This is a genomic window from Haladaptatus cibarius D43 (assembly GCF_000710615.1).
Lineage (GTDB): Archaea > Halobacteriota > Halobacteria > Halobacteriales > Haladaptataceae > Haladaptatus > Haladaptatus cibarius.
Map to the genome: position 1 here is coordinate 194,984 of NZ_JDTH01000001.1, position 25,412 is coordinate 220,395.

The 25,412-nt window shown below is 58.8% G+C and carries 26 protein-coding genes; 11 read left to right on the forward strand and 15 right to left on the reverse strand.

The window, feature by feature from the left end:
• Nucleotides 1-124: 124 nt before the first annotated feature.
• From HL45_RS01005 to ahaH, 8 genes are all read right to left on the reverse strand, one after another.
• Complete coding sequence (locus HL45_RS01005; RefSeq protein ID WP_049969256.1) at nt 125-1,537, reverse strand: ATP synthase subunit B; 1,413 nt, start codon at nt 1,535-1,537, stop codon at nt 125-127.
• Complete coding sequence (locus HL45_RS01010) at nt 1,537-3,297, reverse strand: ATP synthase subunit A (RefSeq protein WP_049969257.1); 1,761 nt, start codon at nt 3,295-3,297, stop codon at nt 1,537-1,539. Before HL45_RS01010 ends, HL45_RS01005 begins: the two co-directional genes overlap by 1 nt.
• Nucleotides 3,294-3,635, reverse strand: coding sequence for a V-type ATP synthase subunit F (locus tag HL45_RS01015; protein ID WP_049969258.1), 342 nt, complete (start codon nt 3,633-3,635; stop codon nt 3,294-3,296). The genes HL45_RS01010 and HL45_RS01015 overlap by 4 nt, the downstream gene beginning before the upstream one ends.
• On the reverse strand, nt 3,632-4,687 hold the full coding sequence (locus HL45_RS01020; RefSeq protein WP_049969259.1) for a V-type ATP synthase subunit C: 1,056 nt from the start codon (nt 4,685-4,687) through the stop codon (nt 3,632-3,634). The genes HL45_RS01015 and HL45_RS01020 overlap by 4 nt, the downstream gene beginning before the upstream one ends.
• Nucleotides 4,684-5,265: a V-type ATP synthase subunit E gene (locus HL45_RS01025; RefSeq protein WP_049969260.1), complete on the reverse strand. Its 582-nt coding sequence runs from the start codon at nt 5,263-5,265 to the stop codon at nt 4,684-4,686. Before HL45_RS01025 ends, HL45_RS01020 begins: the two co-directional genes overlap by 4 nt.
• Before the next feature lie 21 nt (nt 5,266-5,286).
• Nucleotides 5,287-5,571 carry an ATP synthase subunit K gene (locus HL45_RS01030; RefSeq protein WP_049969261.1) on the reverse strand — a complete coding sequence of 95 codons (285 nt, stop codon included), beginning with the start codon at nt 5,569-5,571 and terminating at the stop codon, nt 5,287-5,289.
• Nucleotides 5,572-5,765: 194 nt separating this feature from the next.
• Complete coding sequence (locus HL45_RS01035; protein WP_049969262.1) at nt 5,766-7,925, reverse strand: V-type ATP synthase subunit I; 2,160 nt, start codon at nt 7,923-7,925, stop codon at nt 5,766-5,768.
• Nucleotides 7,912-8,244 (reverse strand): ATP synthase archaeal subunit H, encoded by a 333-nt coding sequence (gene ahaH, locus HL45_RS01040; RefSeq protein WP_049969263.1) that lies wholly within the window; start codon nt 8,242-8,244, stop codon nt 7,912-7,914. Before ahaH ends, HL45_RS01035 begins: the two co-directional genes overlap by 14 nt.
• Nucleotides 8,245-8,627: 383 nt before the next feature.
• Between ahaH and HL45_RS01045 the strand changes: the two genes are divergently transcribed.
• Complete coding sequence (locus HL45_RS01045; RefSeq protein WP_049969264.1) at nt 8,628-9,257, forward strand: methyltransferase domain-containing protein; 630 nt, start codon at nt 8,628-8,630, stop codon at nt 9,255-9,257.
• An 8-nt stretch (nt 9,258-9,265) separates the two neighbouring features.
• Here HL45_RS01045 and HL45_RS01050 read toward each other — a convergent pair whose 3' ends face one another.
• Both HL45_RS01050 and HL45_RS21545 read right to left on the reverse strand, forming a co-directional pair.
• On the reverse strand, nt 9,266-9,730 hold the full coding sequence (locus HL45_RS01050; RefSeq protein WP_049969265.1) for a type IV pilin: 465 nt from the start codon (nt 9,728-9,730) through the stop codon (nt 9,266-9,268).
• Between the two features lie 27 nt (nt 9,731-9,757).
• On the reverse strand, nt 9,758-11,023 hold the full coding sequence (locus HL45_RS21545) for a DUF7094 domain-containing protein (RefSeq protein ID WP_233274653.1): 1,266 nt from the start codon (nt 11,021-11,023) through the stop codon (nt 9,758-9,760).
• A gap of 154 nt (nt 11,024-11,177) precedes the next feature.
• Here HL45_RS21545 and HL45_RS01060 point away from each other — a divergent pair, with 154 nt between their 5' ends.
• From HL45_RS01060 to HL45_RS01080, 5 genes are all read left to right on the forward strand, one after another.
• On the forward strand, nt 11,178-12,317 hold the full coding sequence (locus tag HL45_RS01060; RefSeq protein ID WP_233274654.1) for a helix-turn-helix transcriptional regulator: 1,140 nt from the start codon (nt 11,178-11,180) through the stop codon (nt 12,315-12,317).
• Between the two features lie 105 nt (nt 12,318-12,422).
• A complete protein-coding gene (locus HL45_RS01065; protein WP_049969266.1) occupies nt 12,423-13,214 on the forward strand; it encodes an electron transfer flavoprotein subunit beta/FixA family protein in 792 nt (263 codons plus the stop codon).
• The gene (locus HL45_RS01070) at nt 13,211-14,164 is read left to right on the forward strand and encodes an electron transfer flavoprotein subunit alpha/FixB family protein (protein ID WP_049969267.1); all 954 of its coding nucleotides are present in this window, start codon (nt 13,211-13,213) and stop codon (nt 14,162-14,164) included. Before HL45_RS01065 ends, HL45_RS01070 begins: the two co-directional genes overlap by 4 nt.
• Before the next feature lie 81 nt (nt 14,165-14,245).
• A complete protein-coding gene (locus tag HL45_RS01075) occupies nt 14,246-14,968 on the forward strand; it encodes a class I SAM-dependent methyltransferase (RefSeq protein WP_049969268.1) in 723 nt (240 codons plus the stop codon).
• A 42-nt stretch (nt 14,969-15,010) separates the two neighbouring features.
• Nucleotides 15,011-15,853: a polyprenyl synthetase family protein gene (locus HL45_RS01080; RefSeq protein WP_049969269.1), complete on the forward strand. Its 843-nt coding sequence runs from the start codon at nt 15,011-15,013 to the stop codon at nt 15,851-15,853.
• 14 nt (nt 15,854-15,867) lie between these two features.
• Here HL45_RS01080 and HL45_RS01085 read toward each other — a convergent pair whose 3' ends face one another.
• Nucleotides 15,868-16,305 (reverse strand): hypothetical protein, encoded by a 438-nt coding sequence (locus HL45_RS01085; RefSeq protein WP_049969270.1) that lies wholly within the window; start codon nt 16,303-16,305, stop codon nt 15,868-15,870.
• Between the two features lie 381 nt (nt 16,306-16,686).
• Here HL45_RS01085 and HL45_RS01090 point away from each other — a divergent pair, with 381 nt between their 5' ends.
• Nucleotides 16,687-17,142, forward strand: a complete 456-nt coding sequence (locus HL45_RS01090) for a DUF5814 domain-containing protein (RefSeq protein WP_049969271.1) — start codon at nt 16,687-16,689, stop codon at nt 17,140-17,142.
• A gap of 66 nt (nt 17,143-17,208) precedes the next feature.
• On the opposite strand, the gene HL45_RS01095 is transcribed toward HL45_RS01090, so the two are convergent.
• Complete coding sequence (locus tag HL45_RS01095; protein WP_049969272.1) at nt 17,209-17,613, reverse strand: ribbon-helix-helix protein, CopG family; 405 nt, start codon at nt 17,611-17,613, stop codon at nt 17,209-17,211.
• 40 nt (nt 17,614-17,653) lie between these two features.
• Complete coding sequence (locus HL45_RS01100; RefSeq protein ID WP_049969273.1) at nt 17,654-18,316, reverse strand: helix-turn-helix domain-containing protein; 663 nt, start codon at nt 18,314-18,316, stop codon at nt 17,654-17,656.
• 87 nt (nt 18,317-18,403) lie between these two features.
• Between HL45_RS01100 and hutU the strand changes: the two genes are divergently transcribed.
• The 4 genes from hutU (at nt 18,404) to hutH (ending at nt 24,368) form a co-directional block, all read left to right on the forward strand.
• Nucleotides 18,404-20,197, forward strand: coding sequence for a urocanate hydratase (gene hutU / locus HL45_RS01105; protein WP_049969274.1), 1,794 nt, complete (start codon nt 18,404-18,406; stop codon nt 20,195-20,197).
• A complete protein-coding gene (hutG, locus tag HL45_RS01110) occupies nt 20,194-21,138 on the forward strand; it encodes a formimidoylglutamase (RefSeq protein ID WP_049969275.1) in 945 nt (314 codons plus the stop codon). The genes hutU and hutG overlap by 4 nt, the downstream gene beginning before the upstream one ends.
• On the forward strand, nt 21,135-22,391 hold the full coding sequence (hutI, locus tag HL45_RS01115) for an imidazolonepropionase (RefSeq protein ID WP_049969276.1): 1,257 nt from the start codon (nt 21,135-21,137) through the stop codon (nt 22,389-22,391). Before hutG ends, hutI begins: the two co-directional genes overlap by 4 nt.
• Before the next feature lie 405 nt (nt 22,392-22,796).
• Complete coding sequence (hutH, locus tag HL45_RS01120; RefSeq protein ID WP_049969277.1) at nt 22,797-24,368, forward strand: histidine ammonia-lyase; 1,572 nt, start codon at nt 22,797-22,799, stop codon at nt 24,366-24,368.
• A gap of 22 nt (nt 24,369-24,390) precedes the next feature.
• On the opposite strand, the gene HL45_RS01125 is transcribed toward hutH, so the two are convergent.
• Nucleotides 24,391-24,618: a hypothetical protein gene (locus HL45_RS01125; RefSeq protein WP_049969278.1), complete on the reverse strand. Its 228-nt coding sequence runs from the start codon at nt 24,616-24,618 to the stop codon at nt 24,391-24,393.
• 115 nt (nt 24,619-24,733) lie between these two features.
• Complete coding sequence (locus HL45_RS01130; RefSeq protein ID WP_049969279.1) at nt 24,734-25,411, reverse strand: RPA family protein; 678 nt, start codon at nt 25,409-25,411, stop codon at nt 24,734-24,736.
• Nucleotide 25,412 lies beyond the last annotated feature (1 nt).

Consider the following 25,412-nt stretch of genomic DNA (forward strand, 5'->3'; position numbering starts at 1 on the left):
TAATACTTTACAGTCGTGATTCCTTGTCTGGGGATATTCGACTGCGAATTGCCGGTCAAACAGGAGAACAAACGCTCGCCTCTCGGTACAATACTGCTGAAAAATCAAACCGCAGAATCCCGATTCAGTCAGCCGTGACTTCTTCGGCCTGCTCTTCAGGATAGTACTCTTCGATGTACTCCTCGTCGATACGGTTGAGTTCCTCTTTCGGCAGCATCGAAAGAAGGTCCCAGCCAATCGTCAGCGTCTCTTCGATGGTTCGGTTCGTCTCGAAGCCTTGGTCGATGAACTCCTTCTCGAAGCGGTCTGCGAAGTCGAGGTACTGGTTGTCACGTTCGCTCAGTGCTTCACGACCGACGATGTTCACGAGGTCACGAAGGTCTTCACCCTGTGCGTACGCGGCGTACATCTGGTCGGACACACCGGAGTGGTCTGCACGGGTGAGGCCCTCACCGATACCGTCGTCCATCAGGCGCGACAGCGACGGAAGCGGGTTGATTGGTGGCTGAATACCCTGCGAGTTCAGGTCACGGTCGATGTAAATCTGACCCTCGGTAATGTAACCGGTCAGGTCAGGAATCGGGTGCGTGTCGTCGTCGCCGGGCATCGTGAGAATCGGAATCTGGGTAACAGACCCTTCACGGCCTTCGATACGACCTGCGCGCTCGTACAACTGCGCAAGGTCAGTGTACATGTAACCGGGGTATCCACGACGGCCCGGAACCTCTTCACGCGCGGCACCGATTTCTCGCAGTGCCTCACAGTAGTTCGTCATGTCCGTCAGAATAACCAGCACGTGGTAATCCTTGTCGAACGCGAGGTACTCTGCCGTGGTGAGTGCGAGACGCGGCGTGACCGTCCGCTCGACTGCGGGGTCGTCCGCGAGATTCATGAAGACGACGGAGCGTTCCAGCGCACCGGTTCGCTCGAAGTCCTCCATGAACTCGTTCGCCTCTTCGGCGGTGATTCCCATCGCGCCGAAGACAACTGCGAACTCGCTTCCTTCGTCGTCGTCGCTCTCGTCGTCTTCCGGCACACTTGCCTGTCGCGCAATCTGAAGCGCGAGTTCGTTGTGTGGCAGACCGGACGCCGAGAAGATAGGCAGTTTCTGTCCACGAACCAGCGTGTTCATGCCGTCGATGGCGGACACACCGGACTGGATGAACTCTTCGGGGTACTCGCGGGCGTACGGATTGATAGCCGCACCGACGATGTCACGTCGTTCGTCCGGAACGATTTCCGGGCCGCCGTCGATTGGATTCCCGGAACCGTCGAGCACACGCCCAAGGAGTTCTTCCGTGACGGGCATCTTCATCGTCTCGCCGAGGAATCGAACCGAAGACTGTCGGTCGATACCTTCGGTTCCCTCGAACACCTGAATCGAGACGAGACCGTCGCTCGATTCGAGCACCTGTCCGCGCAGTGTGTCGCCTTCAGGCGTCTCGATTTCGACCATTTCGTCGTATCCGATTGGCTCGTCAACCTCGGCGAACACCAGCGGGCCGCTGATTTCCGTAATTGTCTGGTATTCTTTCATTAGTATTTCTCCCTGAGCTGTTCGGTCATGCTTTCTTCGACTTCGCTGATGAAGCCTTCCCACTCCTCGGCCGTTCCCATCCGGTTCAGACGAGGTGCGGCGTCGATAGCCGTGATTTCTTCAACGGGGACGCCCGCTTCGAGTGCGGCAAACGCTTCCTCGTTGAAGGTCTGAATGGCTTCGAGCATTCGGTAAGTCTTCTCCGGCGCACAGAACATGTCCACGTCGTGGAATGCGTTCTGCTGGAGCCATCCCTCACGCAGGTAGCGTGCGACTTCGAGCGTGAGCTGCTGGTCTTCCGGTAGTGCGTCCTTACCGACGAGCTGGACAATCTCTTGGAGTTCGTCCTCCTCGTCAAGCACGTCAACTGCCCACTGGCGCTTCTCCGGGAAGTCCGGCTCGACGTTCTGTTCGTACCACGGGTCGAGCTGGTCCTTGTAAAGCGAGTACGACTCGTTCCAGTTGATCGACGGGAAGTGCCGTCGTTCTGCAAGGTCGGCGTCTAGTGCCCAGAAGGTCTTCACGATACGCAGGGTGTTCTGCGTGACCGGCTCGGAGAAGTCGCCGCCGGGTGGCGACACTGCCCCGATAACCGACACTGAACCCTCCGTGCCGTTGATGTTCTCGAATTTGCCTGCGCGCTCGTAGAACTCTGCGAGACGGGCGGCGAGGTACGCCGGGTACCCCTCTTCGCCGGGCATCTCTTCGAGACGCGAGGAAATTTCACGCATTGCCTCTGCCCACCGCGAGGTGGAGTCGGCCATCAGCGCAACGTCGTATCCCATGTCGCGGTAGTACTCCGCGATGGTGACTCCCGTGTAAATGCACGACTCTCGTGCGGCCACGGGCATGTTCGACGTATTCGCAATGAGGCACGTCCGCGACATCAGCGGTTTGCCGGTACGCGGGTCTTCGAGTTCCGGGAAGTCCTCGATAACTTCCGTCATCTCGTTTCCGCGCTCACCACAGCCGACGTAGACGACGATGTCCGCGTCCGCCCACTTTGCGAGCGAGTGCTGGGTCACCGTTTTCCCGGAGCCGAACGGCCCCGGAATCGCGGCGGTACCACCCTTTGCGATTGGGAACAGGCCGTCGAGAATACGCTGACCGGACACGAGCGGCGTCCGAGGCGTCTGCTTATCGACGGATGGGCGCGGTTCACGAACCGGCCACTCCTGTTGCATCTGGACTTCTTCGCCGTTGTCGAGTTCGACGACGGTGTCCGTGACGGCGTAGTTGCCATCTTCGATGGAGACAACTTCGCCACCTTCGTAGTCCGGCGGCACCATCACTTTGTGGTCGATGCTCTCGGTTTCGGGAACGATTCCGACGACGTCGCCGGGTTCGACCTCGTCACCTGCTTTGACTTCGGGGTTGAACTCCCAGGTCTTCTCCTGGTCGATACCGGGTGCGTCAACACCGCGGTCGAGGAACGCGCCCATTTTGTCTTCGAGCACGTCGAGCGGGCGCTGGACACCATCGTAGATGGAGTACAGCATGCCCGGCCCGAGGTCAACGGAAAGTGGTTCGCCCGTGTTCTCGACGGGTCCGCCGGGTGCGACGTTCGAGGTTTCTTCGTACACCTGAATCGTCGTCTGATTGCCTTCGATTTCGATAACCTCGCCCATGAGCCCTTCTTCACCGACGTACACAACGTCGTTCATCCGGGCACCGAGGTCCGTGGCGGTCACGACCGGACCACTCACGCTCTGAATGACGCCGTCCTCACGGACGACGTCGCTGTCTGTTGCCTGGCTCATTCGTTATCACCTTGTTCGTCTTCGTCCATAAGGTCGATACCGATTGCGCGCTTGATTTTGTCGCGGAGTCCGCCGCTTCCCGCGCCACCACCCAGCGTCACGAGGGTGGGTTCCACGCTCGTCTCGACGTCGTTCCTGACGTTTCGAGAGAGGTGTCCAAGGTCGTCGTCGTGCATCACGATGATGCCTACGTCGTCGTCAGTCAATATCTGAGAAACAGCGTCGTCCAACTCCGCGTCCTTTTCGTCGTCCGGAACGTTTGCGAACTTCCGAACCCCTGCGAGTCGGAACCCGGTCGTAAAGTCCGGACTTCCGATAACGGCGATTTCCTGGCTCATAGTATCACCAGTTCGTCTTCGATTTCGTCTTCGGACAGTCCTGCTTCGCGTCCGCGTGCGATGGCACGGATGTTGTCCACTTCCTTCTGTTTTGCGAGTATGTACGCGAGCACGGGACACACCGACAGCGGGAATACGTGCGACAGATGGTCGGAGTATTCGAGCAGCGCCGCGTCGAGGGCGTGCTCGAACCGGATGAGGCTGTCGGCGCGCTCCAGTTCGTCGAGTGCTTCGTCTAGGTCGCTCCCGTACGTGCTCTCTCGAACTCGGCTGATCAGTTCGTCCGTGTTCCCGGCGAGCTGTGACAGCTCCGCGGCCTTGAACAAGCGCCCGCCCGAAATGAAGTATTCCGAGGGGTCGATGTCCGCACCGCTTCGGCTGATTCGCAGGGCGTTTCGGATGTTCCGGAAGTCGATTTCCGCTTGCAGAAATTCGACGTACAACTGGGTTGCACGGTTTTCCGTCTCCGTGACGCCTTCCATCAGTCCTTCGTAGTACGCGCGGTCAACCGCGTTCTCCAGCGGAATCAGCAGACCGGTGGAGTCGTAATCCTCGTATGCGGCTTCGAGGTGGTCGCCGAAAATCGTTCCGTGGAGCATTTCGACAACGTCTTCGATTGCTCCCGCGTCGGCCAATCGGTCGAGAAACGACCGTTCGAACTCGCCTGCGTGAATCAGGTCGTCACGAACCGACTGGCTGTCTGCGTCCGCGTAGATGCCGCGAAGCACCGTTTTGACGTTCCACGCGTCGAATTTTCGCAGGTATCGCGCGATAAGGGTGTACAACTTCCCGCCGGACCAATCCAGCAGGTCGTCGAAGTGTTTGGCAAGGTTGCGATTGAGTGCGTACTCCACGAGGTCGACACCGTCGTAGCGCGCACCGAGTGCGTTAACTTCGGATTCGTACTCCGTCTCCTCCATGTAGCGGGCGATTTCACCCGGCCCCATTCGGAGCAGTTTCCGATAATCCTCGTCGTCGAACAGCGCGGCTCGTCGTGCCCGGACGCGGGCGTTGACGTACTCGTAGTTCGATGTTCCGTCTGCTGTGCTCATTGCTCGAACAACCGCGAACTGATTGCTTGGAGGTTGTCCTCCCACACGTCTTCGAGTATCGAATCGAACGTGTTGTTCACGCGAACGCGGGACGCCTCGCTCTCGGCGACGATGCCGCCGAGGCAGTCGTATTCGCCCGCGTACTCGAAGCCATCGTAGTCCGTAACAACGTCGGTGAGCAGTTCTTCGTCGTCGGCTCGTCCGTAGATTCGGACGGTGTTGCCGGAGTCGAACTCCTCCGCTGCCGCATCAAGCAGTGTGCGCGTCAGTTCTTCGCGGTCGTCACCGTCAAGGGTGGCGATTTCTTCTTCCACGTCGGAACGAACGTCTTGCAGGACGTCCCGGCGGGCTTCCAGTCGCTTCTGCTTGGCTTCGAGTTTCGCGCTGGAGAGCTTCTGCTCTCGTTCTCGCTCGATTTGGCTCTCGATTTCGCGCTCTTTCGCCGCGAGAATCTCCTCGGCGTCCGACTCCGCCTCAGCGATTATCTCGTCCGCGCGGGTTTCTCCTTCCGCACGAATCTGTTCCGCACGCTCGCGGGCCTCGTTTCGAATATCCTCAACTACCGTTTCCAGGCTCATTTGATAAGAGGGAAAGGGGGTTTAGTTCGGAACGACGAACACGACGACGAGCGCCAGAATGACGAGCGTCTCCGGCAGAACCGTCAAGATGAGTCCCGTACCGAACAGGTCCTGGTCTTCCGTGACAGCGCCGACCGCGGCGGCACCGATACCACGTTCTGCGTATCCTGCGCCGAGTGCGGCCATACCGACTGCGAGTGCAGCAGCGGCCTTGTTTGGAATTGCTGGTGCATTGCCACCCTGTGCGGCGCCATCCTGTGCAAGCAGTACAGCTGCGTCAACGAATGCGAGTATGAATTCGAACATTGGTTTAGTCCTTTGTGGCTCTATAGCCTAACAAGTCGTAGTTCGAGTCACTGGATTCTTAAAACTTCCCAAAGCGTTTCGTCGCATTTGCTCGTATCGCGGGCTGTACCTGCTAAATCATGGTACCAAATGCCAGTGTCGAGAGATGACCGAGGCCGAGTCGGCCGTGAAAAACGAAAAGCGAGGTTTCAGCGTCAGTCCTGCGTCGTGTGCGTCCGCTCGTAGCCGAAGGGTTCGTACTCTTCGCCGCCGCCCTGATAGAACTTGCCGAAGAACTCGACGTATTCGAGACGCACGGCCTGCAGTCCTGCACTCGTGACACCGAGCGCCAGCACCAGCAGGTGACCGACAACGAGGATGAGCAATCCGACCAGCACGCCCGCGATGCCCGAATGCATCAGACCGGGGAAGACGATGCTTGCACCCTCGTAGTGGCTCATTACGTAGTCCGCGTTGTAGGTGAGCATGAAGTGCCATTCTCCGTGGTGTTCGTACGCACCGAAGAACAGCAGGTTGATGACGAACGCCATTCCCGCCTTCGCCAGCAGCACTGCGGCGATACGAGTGTAGGAGATAACGTCCGACAGCGATTTCAGGCTCTCCAGCGCGCCGATGAGTGCACCGGGGCCGCCCAATTCGGAGACTTCACCGGCAATCATCAGCACGAAGCCGACTGCGGTGATGCCGAGTGCAATCGGTCCGACCGATGCTGGGAAGCCAGCAAAGCCGAGCGCGAACGGACTTCCGTTGAACACCTCAAACAGGAACGGGGGCTTTGGCCCCATCATCTGCTTGCTGAAAATCCACACCCAGACGCCGAGCATGAGGATAATCCACGACCCCTTGTGGAGCAGTGCATCCTTGAATCCGTGCGAGAGTTCCTCGAAAAACCCAAACAGGTAGCCGAGCGTGAGGTGTGCAAGTCCGATGAGTAGGCTCAGCACGAGCCACGTACTCGCGTACTCAGCGTTTGCGGGCTGAAGTCCCTTCTTCATCGGTGGTCCCATCTCGCCGAACACTACCTCGCCGAGGATGTGTAACCCGAAGATTTCGCCGTACAACACGCCGAAAATCGCGGTGAACAGGCCTGACCACAGCGCGATGCCACCAAGGCTTTTCAGTGCGAGACTGTCTACCTTCGTGTAGAGTGTGTATCCGAGCGCGAGGTACAGCAGTCCGTATCCGAGGTCACCGATCATGAACCCGAAGAAAATCGGGAACGTGAGGAACAGGATGACCGACGGGTCGAACTCGAAGTAGCGCGGTCGATTGATGGTTTCGACAAGCAGTTCGAACGGTTTGACTGGGCCGGGGTTGTCTTGCACGACCGGCGGTTGTTCGTCGTCGTCAACGACGTGGCCACCGTCGGTTGTCGCGACTTCTTCCGCCTCTTCAGTGACGGTGTGCGGGTGGCCTTCCTCGTAGTCGGCGCGACGGAGTTCGTCCACTTCGACGTGGTCGCCGACCGTCGCGTCGAGGTCGCTCGCCAGTTTGTTGTACTTCTCGGTCGGAATCCATCCTTCGGCGATGAAGGCGTTTTCCGTCGTCGCAAACTGAAGCGGTGCTTCCGCCTTCTGCACCTCGATGCTGAGTTTCTCTTCCGCGGCGAGGAGGAATCCAGCACCGTCGAGTTTCACGTCGTGCAGTTCGTTTTCGACGCCATCGAGTTTCGATTCGAGCTTCTGGCGTTCGTGTCGAAGCTCCGAGACGTACTCTTCCGGACTGTCGGAGGCGTCCGGAACGTCGAACGATGCGAAATCGACGCCGACGAGCGCGTCGTCTAGCGCGTCTTCGTCCGCATCGTTCGCCGGGTACGCGAAGATGGCGACGGTTCCGCCGCCGGTGAACAGTTCGAACTCTTGGATGTCGTCTGCATTGCGCAGCGTTTGCTCGATTTCGTCCGTGTTCCCTTCACCGACTGCGACTTGGAGGCTGTCGTAGCCCGACAGCAGGTCTAAGTCGATGCCGAGTTCCGCGAACGGTTCCATCGAGTCGATGCGGTCTTCGACGTTTCGGAGTTCGTCCTGCAGCTCGTTTTGCTTGTCGTCGAGCGTGTTGACCTTCGTTCGGATGTCTTCCAGTTCGTCGTCTAGCGCGTCGTCGGTGACGATTCGCTGTGGCCCTGCGTCTTCGTCTTGCACATCGAGGATGCTCTCGATGGAACGAATCGTGACGAGTTTGTCGGACACCTCTTCTGCGCCCTCGGTCGGGTTGCCGGGTTCGAATCCTTTCCACGACCCATCGTAGTTCGACAGATGAACGAGATTCAGTTCGTGAATCGTCTCGATGACGTCGGACATAACGTCCCGTGACCCCGTCACCGAAACCTTGCTCATTTGCTCAGGTCTGAGCATGCACCGCCTCCTTGAACCGGTCGAGGACGAACTCTTTCGTGTCCTCTACGTTCTCTTGTGCGCGCGATTCGAGTTGTTTGCGTTCTTGCTCACCCGCCGCGAGCAGTTCTTCGCGTTCGGATTCGATTTCCGCGCGCGCCTCTTCCAAACGCTTTTCTTCCAATTCTGTGGCCTCTTTTTCGGCTTCTTCGCGGATTTCCTCAGCCGTCTTTCGCGCCTCAGAAATCCGCTGTTCGCGGTCTTCTTTGGCTTCCGCGACGATTTCGTCAGCCTCTTCTTCGGCCTCCGTTATTCGTTCGAGAACCTCTGGCCTCGGCATATACTGTAATCACGCGGAAGGTTACTCTGGCGGCTATAAACTACTTGCGGAACCAAGCGCACGACGAGTGAAACGAGTCGTAAGCGATAGGCGGCCCGACTAACCGGGAGAACTGCAATCTAAACAACCCATACGAATCGGCAGGCCAATCAACCGCCAGAGGACCAGCACACCCTCCGTGAGCGAGGAGCAACGCGACGAGCGAGCGGACCGACGAATCCCTCGAAGGAGCGTCGAAGACGCGACTGAGGGGGTGAGGAGGTTTTTGACCCACCTTTTTCTAGGGAGTTCGACCAAAGAGTGGCGCGAATCGCGCCACTTTTCGGCTCACGACCGCAGAAAAAGGTGGGGATTCATGACTTACCAGTCCCAACCGCCGCCTAATGGGTATCCTCGAAAACAAACGTCGCGCACGAATCTTCTACAAATATCTCTCGAAGGTGTACGACACGGTCAATCCGTTCATCTGGAACGAAGAGATGCGAACCGAGGCACTGTCGATGCTCGACATCGACGAAGACGACCACGTCTTAGACGTTGGCTGTGGAACCGGTTTCGGAACCGAAGGCCTGCTCGAACACACGGACAACGTCTACGGACTCGACCAGAGCGTCCACCAACTCGAAAAGGCGTGGGCGAAAATCGGCAAATACGACCCTGTCAGCTTCTACCGCGGTGACGCAGAACGACTGCCGTTCAAAAACGACTCCTTCGATGTGGTGTGGTCGTCGGGTTCAATCGAATACTGGCCCGACCCAGTCGAAGCACTTCGAGACATTCGCCGCGTGACGAAACCCGGCGGACAAGTGCTTATCGTCGGCCCGAACTACCCTCGAACCGGCGTCATGCAGAAAGTTGCGGACTCGATAATGCTCTTTTACGACCGCGAAGAAGCCGACCGAATGTTCCGCGAAGCGGGCTACGAGGACATCCGCCACCGCGAAATGGGGCCGCAGTACGACCCCGACATCGCCATCACGACCGTCGCGCGCGTGCCTGAAGAACAAAACTGACCGCCGTTTTATTCTGCCGTTGTCTCTACCTCCGTTACGACCGTATCGTCCACGGCGATTCGAACGACGACTCTGTCCCCCGTTTCGAGAAGTGGTGCGTTCGTCCCTGCAATTCCGAGGCTCGCGGTTTCGCCAGCATCCCACGTTTCGTTCGTCGCGCTGTTGAACGGCCCAGTCGGGCCGGATTGGAATCCGTGTGCTGAAAAGAACGGAACTGGCGGCTGGTGTTTCAGCGGCGTCCCATCGACGAGGACATGAACGGACAGTGATTCGACGGCGAGCGAATCTCCCGCCCGATGAACGAACGTCAAACGGTTCGTGGCGGCATCAGCCGAAACGTCGACGACGGCATACGTCGGTTCCTGAAGCGAGGTCGATTGCACCGTAACTGCGCCAATTGTCCCCGCGAGGACGAGCGTGACGAGGAGTAAAAGAACCGTTGCGACGACAGGTGAGAGAGCGCGGTTCGACACGCACCCGAATGGTTCCGTTTCGCTATTTCAATGTTCGGCTGTGACGACAGATTGCGGCGTCCCACCCGATTCGTTCGATTGCGACAATCCATACGGAGTAACGGTGACGTTGAGTGGCGCGCCTCCGTGCACGCTGGAAATAGTAACGCTCCGTCTCGGAGCGACAGTCCATAGAACGCCGTCGCTTCCGGTTCTCCCGATCTCTCGCTCGCCAATCGAGATGCGACTATCGACCGCATTGCCGTTTCCGTCGGTCGCGTTGATTCGGAGTGGGCCACCGGGATACGTTCGGTTGACGGTGAGTTGGTGGCCTATCGTGTCGTTTTGGATGGCCTCTCCGTATGGAAGGTGACTGTCGCCAGTGAGATAGCTGTACTGCGTTTCTCGGAATATTTTCTCCGTCTTTCCGTCGAGAACCGCTTCGATAACTCCCTGTTCGTGCGGGAACGTGGTCACGAAGATCCCCGTGCCAAATCTGGAGTTCGTACTTATCTCTCCGTCGTTGTTCTCTCGTGCCCACGGATACTGTGTCTCTGTGATATTCTGGGCTTCCTGAGCGAGCAGTTGGTTCGTACCGTTTATGTCTCTGTTCTCGGAGAGATACGCCTCTCTCACGTACTGGTTGCCTTCGATACTCGATAGAACGACGCCTGTATCCGTCGTGGCTACGTATATCGTGTGCGATTCGGTTCGTCCGTTGTACTGGTTTATCGCGGACTCTCGAATGACTCCTTCCAAGGGAATGAGTTCCGCCCTGAGTCGCCACGCCCTTGGAGTGAACTGCGGAACGTCCTGCCCGCGCTCTTCCATGTACTGTATCGAGCGCTTGACGTTCGTCGCCTTCGCGTGGAGCACCGCGAGCCGTCGTATGTACTCTTCACTGGATATTTCTCCGTCGTTGAACTCCGTTCGAATCTCCTGTTCCGTGTACTTCAACGACGAGAGTCGTGACCCAATGTCGAATCTGTACTGCCGAAGCTCGTGGTGTCTGCTTTGGTCGTTGTTCGAATTTGATAACTTCTCGTCGAGTTCGTATATCCGACTCTCCGTCTGTACCTTGTTTCTATCCATCTCCAACGCTGCACCGAGGCTGGTCGATGGTGTGTCCGTTCCGGTGCGGTCGGGAGTGTCAAGACTCAACTGTGCGGTCGTGTTGTTGACTCCCGGTGGGGTCACTACGCTATCCGTGTCCGCTCCGGTTTGCATCGAGGTCGCAGACCCAGTTTCGAACGCAGCAGTCGGCGCGGTGAGGGCGAGAAGTACTGCGAATACGACGGGGAACACCCGGGTCATGTGAGTGCTGTACGTACCTCCACATTAAAATACGTACGGGATTTCGAAGCAGTTGTATGAACGGCTAAGAAGGACGGAAATCATTCAAATCAGTCGCTGATGTTTTATCGCACGGATGGAAAGTATTTTCTTGCCCGATTGACCACACAAGGGTATGCGGTTACATTCCGCCCTCCTCGTGGTCTTCCTTACCCTCCTCGTCGTGGGTTCCGCTGTTTCCGCGGCGGATACACGACAGGTGGCTTCGACCAACCTCGATACGCCGAACGGTGTCGATGGGACGGTTGCAAGCCAATCAACACCCGAAGAGACGACCACGAATGGAACCACGATTCGAATTACGCCACAGTCTGATGGCGATGCCCGGTGGAATGTTTCGATGGAGTTCGTCACCAGAAACGAGAACGAAACCGCCGCCTTCGAAGAACTCGGCGACGATTTCGAACGGGGTAGCACAAACGTTGGTCCCTCACAGGAGTTGTTCATTCGAATCGCAGATCAGATGGAGTCGGAGACTGGCCGCGAAATGAAAATTCTCGACGTAGAGCGGACGTACACGCCGGGGAATACGACTCACACGCTATCGCTCTCTTTCGTCTGGACGAACTTCACACAGGTTGAAGGTGACAAAATTATTTTGCGGGATGCGTTTTTGCTCGACGGCGATTCATCGACGTGGCTCGATTCGCTCACTGCTGATCAACGACTCATCATCGAATCGCCAGACGGTTATCGGATTCAGAACTCGCCGAACTACGGCCACAACAACGGAACCGTTGCGTTGGAGGGGCCGATGTCGTTGAACCCCGAAACCCGCGAAATCGATGTCACGTACACCAAAACGGGCGACGGAGACGAAGAACCGTTTCTTTCCACGACGAACATCGTACTGCTCTTGCTCGTCGTCAGTACCGGGATTGGCGGTCTGTACGTGCTGATGCAACGGCGGGATGATGAATCGACAGATGACTCACCTTCCGGCGATCCGCCTGCGACGGTTTCGGAACCCAGACACGATTCGGGTGGTGAAGTCGTCTCCGATTCCGAACCGGAGGACGACGAACCGGATGTCGAACTGCTGTCCGACGAAGAGCGTGTGGAACACCTGCTGAAACAGAACGGTGGCCGGATGAAGCAGGCGAAAATCGTCACGGAGACGAACTGGTCGAACGCGAAGGTGTCACAACTCCTCTCGGCGATGGACGACGACGACCGCGTGGATAAACTCAGAATCGGCCGTGAAAACCTCATCACGCTCCCGGACGAAGACATCGCTGACTTCGATAACGAGTAGTTTCTCCAAAATCCGGTTCAAACGAGTAAGAAAACCGAATAGTACTGCTCGTGCATTGTTCGCCGTTTCGAAAACGTTTACCCGCTACCCGGAAAGGAATTGATTATGAAGGTCTTGGTAACCGTAAAAGAAGTCGCCGAACTCGCGGATGACTTCGAAGTCGAAGGAACGGAGGTAGACGACCGCTACCTCGAATACGACCTCAACGAGTGGGACGACTACGCCGTCGAAGAAGGCGTTCAGATGAACGAAGAGGGCATCGCCGACGAAGTCGTCACCGTCACCATCGGCCCGGAGCGTTCGGAAGAAACGATTCGGATGGCGCTCGCCAAAGGCGCAGACCGTTCGATTCGCGTCTGGGACGAGTCGTTCGAGGACGTTGACTTGCTCGACACCGAAGCAAAAGCAGAGATTTTCTCCGCTGTCGTCGCGGAAGAGGAACCGGACATCGTGCTGACCGGCGTGCAGGCGGGCGACGATGCGTTTGGTTCGACCGGTGTCGCGCTCGCGGACGCCATCGACTTCGAGTGGGCGGCAGTCGTGAATGCGCTCGATATGGACGCCGACGAAGGTGTCGCGCACGTCCGCCGAGAACTGGAGGGCGGTGTCGAGGAACTGACCGACGTGGAACTCCCCGCGGTGCTCACGATCCAGACTGGTATCAACGAACCACGATACGCTAGCCTGCGTGGTATTCGACAAGCCCAGTCCAAAGAAATCGCACCCAAAACGCTCGCCGACATCGGCCTCGACGCCGACACCTTGGAGAGCGACCTGACGCTGACCGACATGTACGAACCTGAAAGCGAGAGTGACGCAGAAATCTTCGAGGGCGACGCCGGAGAAACGGCCGGGAAACTGGCTGAAGTGCTCCGCGAGAAGGGGGTGGCAGAATGAGCGACGTTCTCGCCATCACGGAACACCGCCGCGGCGAACTCCGCGACGAGAGTTTCGAAATCATCTCCGCCGGGCGCGAACTCGCCGACGACGCAGGTGGCGACCTCCACCTCGCAGTCATCAGCGGCGACGTGGATTCCTTCGCGGACAATCTGAACCGCGAAGGCGTGGACGCGATTCACACTGTCGAAAACGGCGAAGAGTTCAACCACGACGTGTACGTGCAGGCCGTAGAAGCGCTGTACAACGACCTCGCGCCGACGTTCGTTCTCATGCCGAACAGCGTGAACGGACTGGACTACGCGCCAGCAGTCGCAAACCGACTCGACCTGCCACTCGTCACCGACGTAATCGGCTTCGAGTACGACGGAACGCTCACGACGACCCGCGAAATGTACGGGTCGAAAGTCGAGACGACCGTAGACGTCGAGGGCGACCAGTTCGCCGTCACGACTCGTGGCGCAGAATGGCCGGAGGCCGAAGGCGTCGGTGACGCCGAGGTTTCCGCGTTCGACTTCGAAGTTGACGAATCCGCGGTTCGCTCGACTGTCACCGGATTCGAAGAGGTCGGCAGTGGCGACGTGGACATCAGCGAAGCGGAGTTCATCGTCAGTATCGGCCGCGGTATCGAGGAGGAAGAAAACCTCCCGCTCATCGAAGACCTCGTAGAGGCGACTGGCGCGACCCTCGCGTCTTCGCGCCCAATCGTGGACAACGGTTGGCTTCCGAAGAACCGGCAGGTCGGTCAGTCGGGTGCGCAGGTCACGCCGCAGGTGTACCTCGCAATCGGTATCTCCGGCGCGGTGCAGCACGTCGCCGGAATGAAAGGCGCGGAAACCATCATCGCGGTCAACACCGACCCGAACGCGCCAATCTTCGACATTGCGGATTACGGTGTCGTCGGCGACCTGTTCGACGTCGTGCCGGAACTCATCGAGAAGTTCAGCTAAACACTCGTTCGATTTTTCTGCTCTCTCTGTTTGAGCAGTTCAACTAGCGACCTTTTTCACCGTTCTTGCAGAGCGAAGTGTATGACCGACGAGCGAGAGCGACCGCTGGCCCTCTCTGCCTACGAACAACTGGCCGACGATTACGCCGAACGCGCGCCGACGAAACCGTTCAACGCAGACCTCGAACGACCGACGACGCAGGGATTGCTCCCCGATATTTCCGGAATGATGGTGCTGGACGCCGGATGCGGCCCGGGAATCACGACCGAGTATTTGCTGGACGAAGATGCGAACGTAACTGGCATCGACGCAAGCCCTGCAATGCTTTCTCACGCGCGCGAGCGGGCACAGGACGCTGAATTTCTGCGATGCGATTTCGGCGAGGATCTGCCCTTCGAGTCGAATCGGTTCGACCTCGTCTACAGTTCACTGGCGTTCGACTATGTAGAAGAGTGGGATTCGCTCTTCTCGGAACTCGCACGCGTACTCTGCGCTGACGGCCTGCTCGTCTTTTCCTCCGGTCACCCTGTCGCGGATTACTTCCATTTCGACCCGGAGAACTACTTCGAGACGGAAGTCGTGAGCGAGGTCTGGACGAGTTTCGGCGACCCGGTCGAAGTGCCAACGTATCGGCGGCCACTGTCTGCGATACTGAATCCCCTGCTCGATGCTGGATTTCGACTCGACCGCATCGAGGGAAGCCAACCGACTGAGGCGTTTCGTGAGAAAGCTCCGGAAACGTTCGAGCGCGTGTCACGCGAACCCACGTTTTTGTCGATTCGCGCCGTGATGACAGCAAACTGAACCCGTCACGTATTTGCGTCCCCCGTCCTGAAGCACAGATGAATGGAGTACCTGATGGCCCGCAGGACGCTCGTCGAAGACCGATTGGAGGAGGTCGTAGCGCGGGTCGAACCACGCGAACTGTCGGAACAACTTGCACACACCGCGCTTTCGGGTGGCAAGCGCGTTCGACCGACGGTTGCAATGCTGGTCTGTGAGGCAGCAGGCGGCGACGCCGAAGACGCCGTGGATTTCGGCGTCGGCGTCGAACTCGTTCACGACGCATCGCTCGTCGTGGACGACATCATCGACCGCTCGGATGTGCGCCGGGGGACGCCGAGTGCGTGGGCCGAATACGGCTACGGCCCGGCAATCATCGCCAGCGACGGCATGCTCGGCGAAGCGTTCGAACTGTTTTCCTCACACCCTCGTGCGATGGAAGTCGTCGCCGAGTCGATGATAGAACTCGGCATGGGGGAAGCCTCGGAACTCGTCGATTTGCCTTCGAACCGGTCTGAGTACATGGAACTCGCGCGCCGAAAAACCGGGGCGCTGTTCCGCGCCGCCGCCGAACTCGGTGCGATTGCGGCGGGTTCAGATTCGGAAACAGTGGACGCTTTCGGCGAGTACGCAGAGCGTGTCGGCGTCGCGTTCCAGATTCGAGACGACGTGTTGGACGAAATTGCCGACCCGGACGACCTCGGAAAACCGACGGGACAGGACGAGGAAATCGGCCGCCCCTCCATTGTGCAGGTCACCGACCTCAGCGCGGACGAGGCGAACGAACTGGCCCACGAGCAGTCCGACGCGGCCCTCGCTGCGCTTGACCGAGTTGACGCGCCGGATTCCGAGGCGCTGGACTATCTGCGCGATTTCGCGGAATTCGTCGTCACGCGCGAACACTGAGCTATCGACCGCGATTACAGTTTTCTGGATATTGTCATTCCGAGGAGAAGAAGGATTTTGGCGACGATGTTGGCGAGTGCGAACATAATTCCGTGAAATGAATGTATCGAGAGAAGAAGCACATACAGACCATAGACTCCGATAATCATCGTTATTCGGTACGTAAACGTCCGTCCGAGTCGCTTGAATCGCTCTCGGGTGTAGTGGAGATAGTTTAGTCCGCCACCGAGCAGGATACCGAGTAGAACCGAAAATGCGAGTATGAAATCATTTGGGAGATACCATCCTCCCAATTTTGCGATGTCCATCGAGATGCTAAGGTAGAAAAGTAACACGAACAGCACGGTTTGAAGCCCTATCTGCCATAACCCGCCGAAAAATCCTCGTGCAGTCGAGGGGTCTTCCCAGTCGTCGGAAAATCGGCTAAACCATCGCTCGGAGAGACTTGTCATTGCTCCAATTACTTCTACAAACTATTTGATTTCGATGGCTTCCGGACTCGCAATTGGTTCCTCGAATTTCCACATCCTTTAGGAAGCGCGATGCGGACAGTTCGCGCGCTTTGCGCGAACTGTCCGTATGCCCGGGGAGGGATGGGGGAGTACGAGGCAAGCGGTCTGCTTCGATTGCGAGCGCCGAGGGCGAGTGCGCCAGCGGTCGGCGCACTCGTCCGTATGCGGTGGCGGTATTTGGAGTCGGGAACTGTCAGTCTCGTCGGTGTGATTTGCAATGCCAGCAGACGATACAGAATCTCAAAAATGTTCGGCACCTCCATCCATCTCTCCTGTTGACGACACGCTTATCCGGCAGAACCGAATACAAATCCACCAAGCGTGGCTATCACGGACAAAATCTACGTCAAAAACCATCGCCAAATCTCCTCGCAGTTGGAGACGAACATCCCGAAAGGGGCGTTCAAGGGTGCGACGCTGGACATCCTGTTTCAGGGCGACGGCATGCAAAAACTGGACGGCGCAACGCGAGACAGGGTTCTCGATTTCGCCGAGGATTTCCTCGATTGTGACTGCCAGAGCAATCCGTACTGTGGCTGTCCGGAGCGGAAGTTCATGCGCTACCTGTTAGAACTGCGCGAAGGTGGCCTCGGCCCGGATGCCATCGTGGACGTGATGACCGACGATTACATGGTGTACGCCTACTCAGGCGACGTGCTGTCCTTTTTGGACAATTCGGTGCGGACGCTGGAAGCCGTTGAGGAACTCGCCAACGTGGAGGGCGACGATTCGGCGGAGGCGCTCGCTCGGCGGAAAAAACACTCGCTATCGGGGTAATCTGAACGAAGGAACCCGAATAGAACCACAGCAATCGAATCGGCACAGTCAGCCGACCCGACCAACTCAGCCCAGCCGAAACGGCTCGTCGTTTTCTATCTCGTCGTCCAGTTCCTCCAAGTGGATGACTTCCTCTTCGGTTTCGTCGTCCACTTTCGACTTTAGATGGCGGACGTACTGTTTGTGCTCTTGGAGTTGGTCGCGGAGATGTTCGGCCTCCAGTTCGAGGCGTTCGTGTTCGCGGACGAAACTCTTTGGCACCTCGATTTTTGGCGGGAACGAACTCTCGTTGTCGTCTTTGACCTGATTTTCGGGGACGACTTCCACCTTTCCGTCGTGGGCGACCAGCGTCTCGACGTAGTCGCGGAACACTGCCGACAGCGAAATGTCGCGCTTTTCCGCAATCTCCCGCAGGGTTTCGAAGGCGTCCTCGTTGACCCTGAAGGAGATGGTTTTGTTTTTGTTGCCCATCGTTGTGTATATTGGTGGCGTACCACTACTTAAGGTTTTGTCAGACGGGAGTTCGGCCGCCGTAGAACGCGACCATTCCATCGACCAGTTTGTTCTCCGCGCGACGAAGGTGTTCTTCGAACGTCCGGCGGTCAATCTCCATTTCGGCGGCAATTTCAGCGGTCGTCGTCTCCCGCGGAATCCGATAGTAGCCCGTTTCGTGTGCAGTGACGAGTGCTTCCTGCTGACGCGGCGAGAGGTCGGCAATCGCGGTTTCAGGTGTGAGCAGTGGTCTGTCACCGGGTACCCCAGCAATTTCGCGTTTCGATTCAACAGTGACGGAAAACTCGTTCACCAAATCACGGTACAGTCCGGTTAGATTGCTCGAATCCAGAGCGAGTATCCGACACCATTTTTCGCCGTCCGCGTACCGAAGCGGTGGCACGAGCAGGCAACTGTGTCGTGCCAGAAACGATTCGATAGTGTCCGTCTCGCGGTCTTTCAGGCAGGTTTCGGTCATCGCCAATCGCTCGCAACCCTCGACTAGTAGTTCTTGTACTCCGACGAGTTCTTCGAGGTGTTCCAGTGCGGTTGCGCCTGTCTGCCCGCTGATGTGGAGGAGGTCACAGTGGTCGTTACACCAGAGTTCGATGGTCGTCTCGGTGGCGCGAGTGGCCGCCGCGCACGCGCCGTCTCCCTCGATTCGAAGTACAACCTCGTGCATCGTGTTTCGATTTCCGTCGAGAATACTTAAACAGCCCTCCACGTGCGGGGCCTGAGGTATTTGCGGTTCGCGCGCGTATGACATACAATGAGCGAGCAATCCGAAACGAACGACGGAACCGAGACGCATGGCGTCGGCGAACCGAGCGCCCAGTGGCACGACTATCAGGGCGCGCCGACTGGAACCGACATCGAATGTAAGGGCTGGCGGCAGGAGGCAGCCCTGCGCATGCTGAACAACAACCTCGACCCGGACGTCGGCGAGAAACCCGAAGACCTCGTCGTCTACGGTGGTACCGGCCGCGCGGCCCGCAGTTGGGACGCCTACGACGCTATTCTGGCCGAATTGCGCGAACTGGACGACGACGAAACCTTGCTGGTTCAGTCCGGCAAACCAGTCGGGCGCTTTCGAACTCACGAGCGCGCTCCGCGCGTTCTCATCGCCAACTCGAACATCGTCGGCAAATGGGACGACTGGGAGCATTTCCACGAACTCGAAGCGAAAGGTCTCATCATGTACGGCCAGATGACCGCGGGGTCGTGGGCGTACATCGGCACGCAGGGTATCATTCAGGGAACCTACGAAACACTGGCCGCGCTTGCGGACGAACACTTTGCGGGCGACCTGCGCGGGAAAATCGTCGTCACGGGTGGCCTCGGTGGAATGGGCGGCGCGCAACCCCTCTCGGTCACGATGAACCACGGCGTCTGTATCGCGGCGGAAGTCGATGAATCCCGAATCGACCGCCGAATCGAGACGGGGTACTGCATGGAGAAGACGGACGATTTGGACGAAGCCATCGAAAACGCCAAAGAGGCCGCAGAAGCGGGCGAACCGTATTCGGTCGGTGTCCACATCAACGCGGCAGACATGCTAGAGGGCATGCTCGACAGGGATTTCGTTCCGGACGTCATCACCGACCAGACGAGCGCGCACGACGAACTAGAAGGCTACTACCCCTCTGGGTACTCCGTTTCCGAGGCCGACGAACTTCGCGCCGAGAATCCAGAAAAGTACGTCGAGCAGAGTCTGGACACGATGGCCCGCCACGTTCAGGGACTCCTCGACATACAGGACGCAGGCGCAATCGCCTTCGAGTACGGCAACAACATCCGCGGACAGGTGAAAGAACACCGGGGGATGGAACACGCCTTCGACTTCCCCGGTTTCGTTCCGGCGTATATCCGGCCCCTGTTCTGTCAAGGAAAGGGGCCGTTTCGCTGGGCCGCGCTTTCGGGCAATCCGGAGGACATCCACCGAACCGACGAGGCAGTGGTCGAACTGTTCCCCGAAAAGGAGCAACTCCACCGCTGGATTGACCTCGCACAGGAGCAGGTCGAATTTCAGGGACTCCCATCCCGAGTTTGCTGGTTGGGCTACGATACGGACGATGTTTCGGAGGAACATCGAAACAGAGGCGGCGACGCCGCCGGAGATGATGAGGGACTCACGGAACGTGCACGGTTCGCCCTTCGAATCAACGAACTCGTCGCGGACGGCGAAATCGAGGCACCAATCGTCGTCACCCGCGACCACCTCGATGCGGGGTCGGTCGCCAGTCCGAACCGAGAAACGGAAGCCATGCGCGACGGTTCGGACGCCGTCGCGGACTGGCCGATTCTCAACGCCCTGCTCAACTGCGCGGCGGGTGCGGACATCGTCTCCGTCCACGACGGCGGCGGCGTCGGCATCGGCAACGCACTTCACACGAACAACCACGTCGTGCTGGACGGTTCCGACCTCGCAGCCGAAAAAGCCCGTCGCGTCTTCACGACTGACCCCGGAATGGGCGTGATTCGCCACGCCGACGCGGGCTACGACGTTGCACTTGACCAAGCAGAACAATCAAACGTCTCGATTCCGATGCGTGATAGCGAATGAGCGACTTTATCCACACTTTCGACTGGGAGGGCACGTCTACCGACCCGAACGACGAGCAGTTCGGCGACGTGGTCGAACCTGCAACGACCGACACTGCGAACGAGTTCGATGCTGTCCTCGTCGGTGAACCGTACGACGGGGCGATTATCGGCAGGAAAGGCGCGAGCGGAGGGCCGTCGGCACTCCGCGAGCAACTCTCGGGAATCAAAACCCATCACTTCGACGCCGGGCCAATCGAATCGCTTGGTGACCTCGGCGACGTTGCCAACCTCGAAAACGCCGAATGGGTGGAAGAAGCCCAATCGCTCGCCCACACTGCGGCCAGCAAAATCCACGACGAATCGGTGTTCCCGGTTTTCCTCGGCGGCGACAACTCGCTCACCTATGCGAATGCAGTTCATCTGCTGACGGAAGACGCCTCGCTCGGCGTCATCAACTTCGACGCCCACCTCGACGTGCGCGAAGTTCGGGAGTCCCCGACTAGCGGAACACCCTACCGCCAACTGTTCGACTCCGACCTTGGCGGCGGCCTCGCTTCCTACGCCTGCGTCGGCGTTCGTCACTTCGAGACGAGCACCGACTACGCCGAGTTCGTCCGCGAGGAAGGTGGCGAAATCGTCACCGCGGAAGAAGTCGGCGAGGATTCCGTTTCCGCAATCGACACCGCGCTGAAGTCAATGGGCGACGTGGATACCGTCTACGTCAGCGTCGATTTGGACGTGCTGGACGCCGCGTTTGCGCCGGGTGTCAGCGCCCCGACTCCGGGCGGAATCACGACCCGGGAACTGTTCCGGATGCTCCGATTGGTCGCCAGCGACCCGCGGGTCGCTGGCTTCGAAATTGTGGAATGTGCCCCATCGCTGGACGAAAACGAACTGACGGCGAAGGCCGGTGCGCGAGCAATCGCGCACTTCCTCTCTACACTTGGAGGTGGCAGATGAGCGCTCCAAATTCGGAACCCGACCGCGAAGACGCAGAACTCACCGCTGTCGTTCACGACGCGGCGGAAATCGTAACTATCGAAGCGGACGGATCGCTCGGCATCTATGAAGACGCCGCAATCGCGGTGGTCGATGGTGAAGTCGCACGAATCGGGGCGACTGGCCCAGTGACCCGCGAATATTCGCCTGAGGATGCACAGTTCGCGGTTGACGCTACCGGCAAAGCTGTGATTCCGGGCTTCATCGACCCGCACACCCACGCCCTGTTTGCAGGCGACCGCTCGGACGAGTTCGAGGCGAAACTGCAGGGAAAGACGTATCAGGAAATCCTCGCGGAGGGCGGCGGCATTCTCCGAACCGTCCGCGCAGTCCGGGAGGCAAGCGACGAGGAACTGCTGTCCAATCTGCTCTCGCACCTCGACACGATGCTCGCTCACGGGACGACCACCGTCGAAATAAAATCCGGCTACGGACTCGACACCGAAACCGAACTCCAGATGCTGGACGTCATCGCCCGCGCCGACGACCAGCACCCCGTAGAGGTGATTCCGACGTTCATGGGCGCACACGCCATCCCCGAGGGTCGGGACGCGGACGACTACGTTGACGAAGTCGTAGAAGAACAGATTCCCGCAGTCGCAGAACAGGGTATCGCGCAGTTCTGCGACGTGTTCTGCGAGGAGGGCGTCTTCTCCGTCGAGCAGTCCCGTCGCGTGCTGGAAGCGGGCAAGGAACACGGCATGACGCCGAAAGTTCACGCCGAGGAACTCGCCCACATCGGCGGAACACAACTCGCTGCGGAACTGGATGCGACCAGCGCAGACCATTTGCTCTACGCCACGCAGGAGGACATTGACGCAGTTGTCGAGTCGGGCGTCGTGCCCGTCCTCCTTCCCGGCACCGCCTTCGGTTTGGGTGCCGAGTTCGCCGACGCGCGGGCGTTCCTTGACGCGGATGCGCCCGTCGCAATTGCCACGGATTTCAATCCAAACTGTTACTCACAGAGTATGGGCTTCGCCGCGTCTCTGTCCTGCGTCGAAATGGGCATAACGCCCAAGGAATCGCTGGTCGCGGGCACGAAACACGCCGGAATGGCGCTGGATATGGCGGATGGCGCGGGGACGCTTCAGCCCGGTACCGCGGGCGATATTGCCGTTCTCGATGCTCCGAGCTACGTCCACGTTCCGTACAACTTCGGCGTGAACACGGTCGAGACTGTGTTGAAAAATGGTCAGGTGGTACATCGTGCTTGAACGCGAAAGTTGGAAGAGCGAATTTTGGTTTACGGTTGGTTCGTTCGCAGTGCGTGATTCATCAGTCGATTTGTCGTTGGCAGTTGCCGACTTCAATGAAACCGCAACCGCTCCGCAATCGCCCGCAGACCACCCCAACCGACTCCCTTCGATCGTCCACCGGACGACGTCCCTGCTCACTGCGTTGCGCGGGCATGTGACTTCCGAGCCTTCCGTCGCACGGAAAGAGACACGCTCTTTCCTGTTCTCGTTCGCTTCGCTCACGAGAACTCCGCTCGGAAGACCTCGCGCGGGCGAACCTCCGATTCGCCTTCGCGCGTCACCGTGGATAAAAGTTCACGAATGCCAACGATACATCGACTCAGAACCGATTTACAACCACTCCACTACAAAGGTGAACTCTCTATGACCGAAATCCGACTCGATGGCGAATCGCTCACGCCGAAAGACGTAGAAAAAGTGGCGCGGGACGACGCAACCGTCTTCGTCTCCGACGAAGCCCGCGAACGGGTCAGAACTGCCCGAGAACGCGTCGAACAGGTGGTCGAAAGCGGCGAGGCAGTGTACGGTGTTAACACCGGATTCGGCGAACTCGTGGACGAACGAATCCCGCCGGAGGACATCGAAACGCTCCAAACCAACCTCGTCAGAAGCCACGCCGCCGGAGCAGGCAGAGAACTGACCCGGGAGGAGGTTCGCGCGATGATGCTCGGGCGAATCAATGCCCTCGTTAAGGGCTACTCCGGTATCCGCGAACTCGTCGTTGACCAACTCGTGACGATGCTGAACGAGGGCGTTCACCCCGTCGTCAAATCCCGCGGAAGCCTCGGCGCGAGCGGCGACTTGGCTCCCCTCGCACATCTCGCGCTGGTTCTGATGGGCGAGGGAACTGCAACCGTCGATGGGGAGAAAATGTCCGGCACGGACGCGCTCGAAACCGCCGGACTCGAACCGGTGACGCTCGCGGCAAAGGAAGGGTTGGCGCTCATCAATGGCACGCAACTTTCGGTCGGACTCGCCGCCCTCGCGGTTCGGGACGCAGAACGCGCGATTCGGGCGGCGGACGTTGCGGGCGCGCTGACGACAGAAGTGACGATGGGAACGACTGCGTCGGCAGATCCCGTTATCGCGAATATTCGTCCCCACGACGGCCACGCGAAAACTGCACGAAACGTCAAACGACTCACCGAAAACTCCGAAATCGTCGAGTCGCATCGCAACTGCGACCGGGTGCAGGACGCCTACTCGCTTCGCTGTCTCCCGCAGGTTCACGGCGCGGTTCGGGACGCTGTTTCTCACCTCCGTGAAGCGGTGGAGGTCGAACTCAACAGCGCGACCGACAACCCGCTCATCTTCCCTGCCGACGCGGTGAACAGTAGAGCTAGCGGGACGGGCGACGCCGCAGTCCTCTCCGGCGGCAACTTCCACGGTGACCCACTTGCACTTCCGCTGGACTACCTGACTAACGCGATTACGGAACTTGCGGCCATCTCGGAACGCCGCGTTGACCGTATGCTCAATCCGAATATCCAAGAACCGCACCTCCCACCGTTTCTCACCGAACACAGCGGTCTGCGCTCCGGCTACATGATTGCCCAGTATACCGCCGCGGCACTGCTGAACGAAAATCGGTCGATTGGCCGCGCCTCGATGGACAACACGCCAGTCAGCGGTAATCAGGAAGACCACGTCAGCATGAGCGCCCAGAGCGCGTACAACGCTCGTCGCGCAGTCGAAAACACGCTCGCCATCGTCGGCATCGAACTCGTCTGTGGCGCGCAGGCGAGCGAATTTATTTCCGGTGACCTCGCACATGGCGTCGGAACTGGCGCGGCCTACGACGCGGTTCGGGAGGTCGTTCCGCCGCTGACCGACGACCGCCCGATTCACGAGGATATTTCGGCCGCCGAAACGCTCGTCTGGTCTGGCCTCCTCGAATCGCGCGTCGAGGACGCGCTGGATGAATCGCTGGACTGACCACCCGACTATTCTATCCGTATCAGTCGGCGTTTAGCCGTTTCGGATTGGTGCCTATTCGTGGCGTTCCCGTCCTGTCGAGTGCCCAGACGCCGTGTTCTTCGCACTCGAACACGCGCCGGAAGATGCGCCTCGATTCCACTCCGCAGTCGGGACAGGGGTTGACCGGTGCTTCCGCGGACGTCTCTGACTCCATCGCGTCGTACACGTCCTGCCATCCACTGCTCGGTGATGTCCGCTCGTCTGTCATCTTGGTGATTTTGCTCGTTTGGCGGCTTTAGCCGCCAAACTGTTCGATAGACGATTCTCTGTTCGACAAAACCCTCGCCCGACTACGACTGCTCCGAAAGATAAGCGGCGTCTGGCTACTGCATCGGCGTTTCGCTTTCCCCGTCTGCCTCCTCGCTTACTCCGCCATCGCTCATTTCGTCGCCCTCTTTCGTTTGGCTGTTTGCTCCGCCGTCCGATTTGCCGTCCGTATCGAGGCTTTCGAGCGCTCGAATCGCGTTGTCTCGGTACGTATCGACCGGTCGGTCGTACTCTTCTCTCACCATGGCCGCGTAGCGGTTCGTTTCGTCGTCGAACGTCGAAATTCGTTCGAGAGTTCGCTCGGCGGTTTCAACCACCCAGCGGTCGCGCGTCGAATCATCGACCACGGTGATGGATTCCGGTCGGAGCGAGACGTTCACGGTTCCGTCGTCCATCTCGTAGGTTCGCGGCTTTCCGGCGATGGCGACGTACTCCGGGGCTTCGAGTTCGCGGAGCATGGCCGCGGCGTCTGGTTGGTACTGCCCGGCGTACACGAAGAATGTGTCGCCGTTCGGGTCAACGACCCGGCCACGCCAGTACTCGCTATCTTCGCCGACGTCTTCTTTCTCGGTCAGCGTCCCGACGACGAAGACGCGGTTCGCTCGCTCGCCCGTGGGGAGGAGCAAGTAAACCGGTGCTCGCTCGTCGTCCGATTCCTTGAATGTGTAACTCGCGTCGTTGAACTCCGCCGCGAACGTCCTGCGTGCGACTTCTCTGGTAGGTGCTCCACTCATG

What these genes read in the sequence shown, in the direction of transcription:
- HL45_RS01005 (WP_049969256.1), bottom strand. Translation starts at nt 1,537, where the DNA reads ATGAAAGAATACCAGACAATTACGGAAATCAGCGGCCCGCTGGTGTTC.
- HL45_RS01010 (WP_049969257.1), bottom strand. Translation starts at nt 3,297, where the DNA reads ATGAGCCAGGCAACAGACAGCGACGTCGTCCGTGAGGACGGCGTCATT.
- HL45_RS01015 (WP_049969258.1), bottom strand. Translation starts at nt 3,635, where the DNA reads ATGAGCCAGGAAATCGCCGTTATCGGAAGTCCGGACTTTACGACCGGG.
- HL45_RS01020 (WP_049969259.1), bottom strand. Translation starts at nt 4,687, where the DNA reads ATGAGCACAGCAGACGGAACATCGAACTACGAGTACGTCAACGCCCGC.
- HL45_RS01025 (WP_049969260.1), bottom strand. Translation starts at nt 5,265, where the DNA reads ATGAGCCTGGAAACGGTAGTTGAGGATATTCGAAACGAGGCCCGCGAG.
- HL45_RS01030 (WP_049969261.1), bottom strand. Translation starts at nt 5,571, where the DNA reads ATGTTCGAATTCATACTCGCATTCGTTGACGCAGCTGTACTGCTTGCA.
- HL45_RS01035 (WP_049969262.1), bottom strand. Translation starts at nt 7,925, where the DNA reads ATGCTCAGACCTGAGCAAATGAGCAAGGTTTCGGTGACGGGGTCACGG.
- ahaH (WP_049969263.1), bottom strand. Translation starts at nt 8,244, where the DNA reads ATGCCGAGGCCAGAGGTTCTCGAACGAATAACGGAGGCCGAAGAAGAG.
- HL45_RS01045 (WP_049969264.1), top strand. Translation starts at nt 8,628, where the DNA reads ATGGGTATCCTCGAAAACAAACGTCGCGCACGAATCTTCTACAAATAT.
- HL45_RS21545 (WP_233274653.1), bottom strand. Translation starts at nt 11,023, where the DNA reads ATGACCCGGGTGTTCCCCGTCGTATTCGCAGTACTTCTCGCCCTCACC.
- HL45_RS01060 (WP_233274654.1), top strand. Translation starts at nt 11,178, where the DNA reads ATGCGGTTACATTCCGCCCTCCTCGTGGTCTTCCTTACCCTCCTCGTC.
- HL45_RS01065 (WP_049969266.1), top strand. Translation starts at nt 12,423, where the DNA reads ATGAAGGTCTTGGTAACCGTAAAAGAAGTCGCCGAACTCGCGGATGAC.
- HL45_RS01070 (WP_049969267.1), top strand. Translation starts at nt 13,211, where the DNA reads ATGAGCGACGTTCTCGCCATCACGGAACACCGCCGCGGCGAACTCCGC.
- HL45_RS01075 (WP_049969268.1), top strand. Translation starts at nt 14,246, where the DNA reads ATGACCGACGAGCGAGAGCGACCGCTGGCCCTCTCTGCCTACGAACAA.
- HL45_RS01080 (WP_049969269.1), top strand. Translation starts at nt 15,011, where the DNA reads ATGGAGTACCTGATGGCCCGCAGGACGCTCGTCGAAGACCGATTGGAG.
- HL45_RS01085 (WP_049969270.1), bottom strand. Translation starts at nt 16,305, where the DNA reads ATGACAAGTCTCTCCGAGCGATGGTTTAGCCGATTTTCCGACGACTGG.
- HL45_RS01095 (WP_049969272.1), bottom strand. Translation starts at nt 17,613, where the DNA reads ATGGGCAACAAAAACAAAACCATCTCCTTCAGGGTCAACGAGGACGCC.
- HL45_RS01100 (WP_049969273.1), bottom strand. Translation starts at nt 18,316, where the DNA reads ATGCACGAGGTTGTACTTCGAATCGAGGGAGACGGCGCGTGCGCGGCG.
- hutU (WP_049969274.1), top strand. Translation starts at nt 18,404, where the DNA reads ATGAGCGAGCAATCCGAAACGAACGACGGAACCGAGACGCATGGCGTC.
- hutG (WP_049969275.1), top strand. Translation starts at nt 20,194, where the DNA reads ATGAGCGACTTTATCCACACTTTCGACTGGGAGGGCACGTCTACCGAC.
- hutI (WP_049969276.1), top strand. Translation starts at nt 21,135, where the DNA reads ATGAGCGCTCCAAATTCGGAACCCGACCGCGAAGACGCAGAACTCACC.
- hutH (WP_049969277.1), top strand. Translation starts at nt 22,797, where the DNA reads ATGACCGAAATCCGACTCGATGGCGAATCGCTCACGCCGAAAGACGTA.
- HL45_RS01125 (WP_049969278.1), bottom strand. Translation starts at nt 24,618, where the DNA reads ATGACAGACGAGCGGACATCACCGAGCAGTGGATGGCAGGACGTGTAC.
- HL45_RS01130 (WP_049969279.1), bottom strand. Translation starts at nt 25,411, where the DNA reads ATGAGTGGAGCACCTACCAGAGAAGTCGCACGCAGGACGTTCGCGGCG.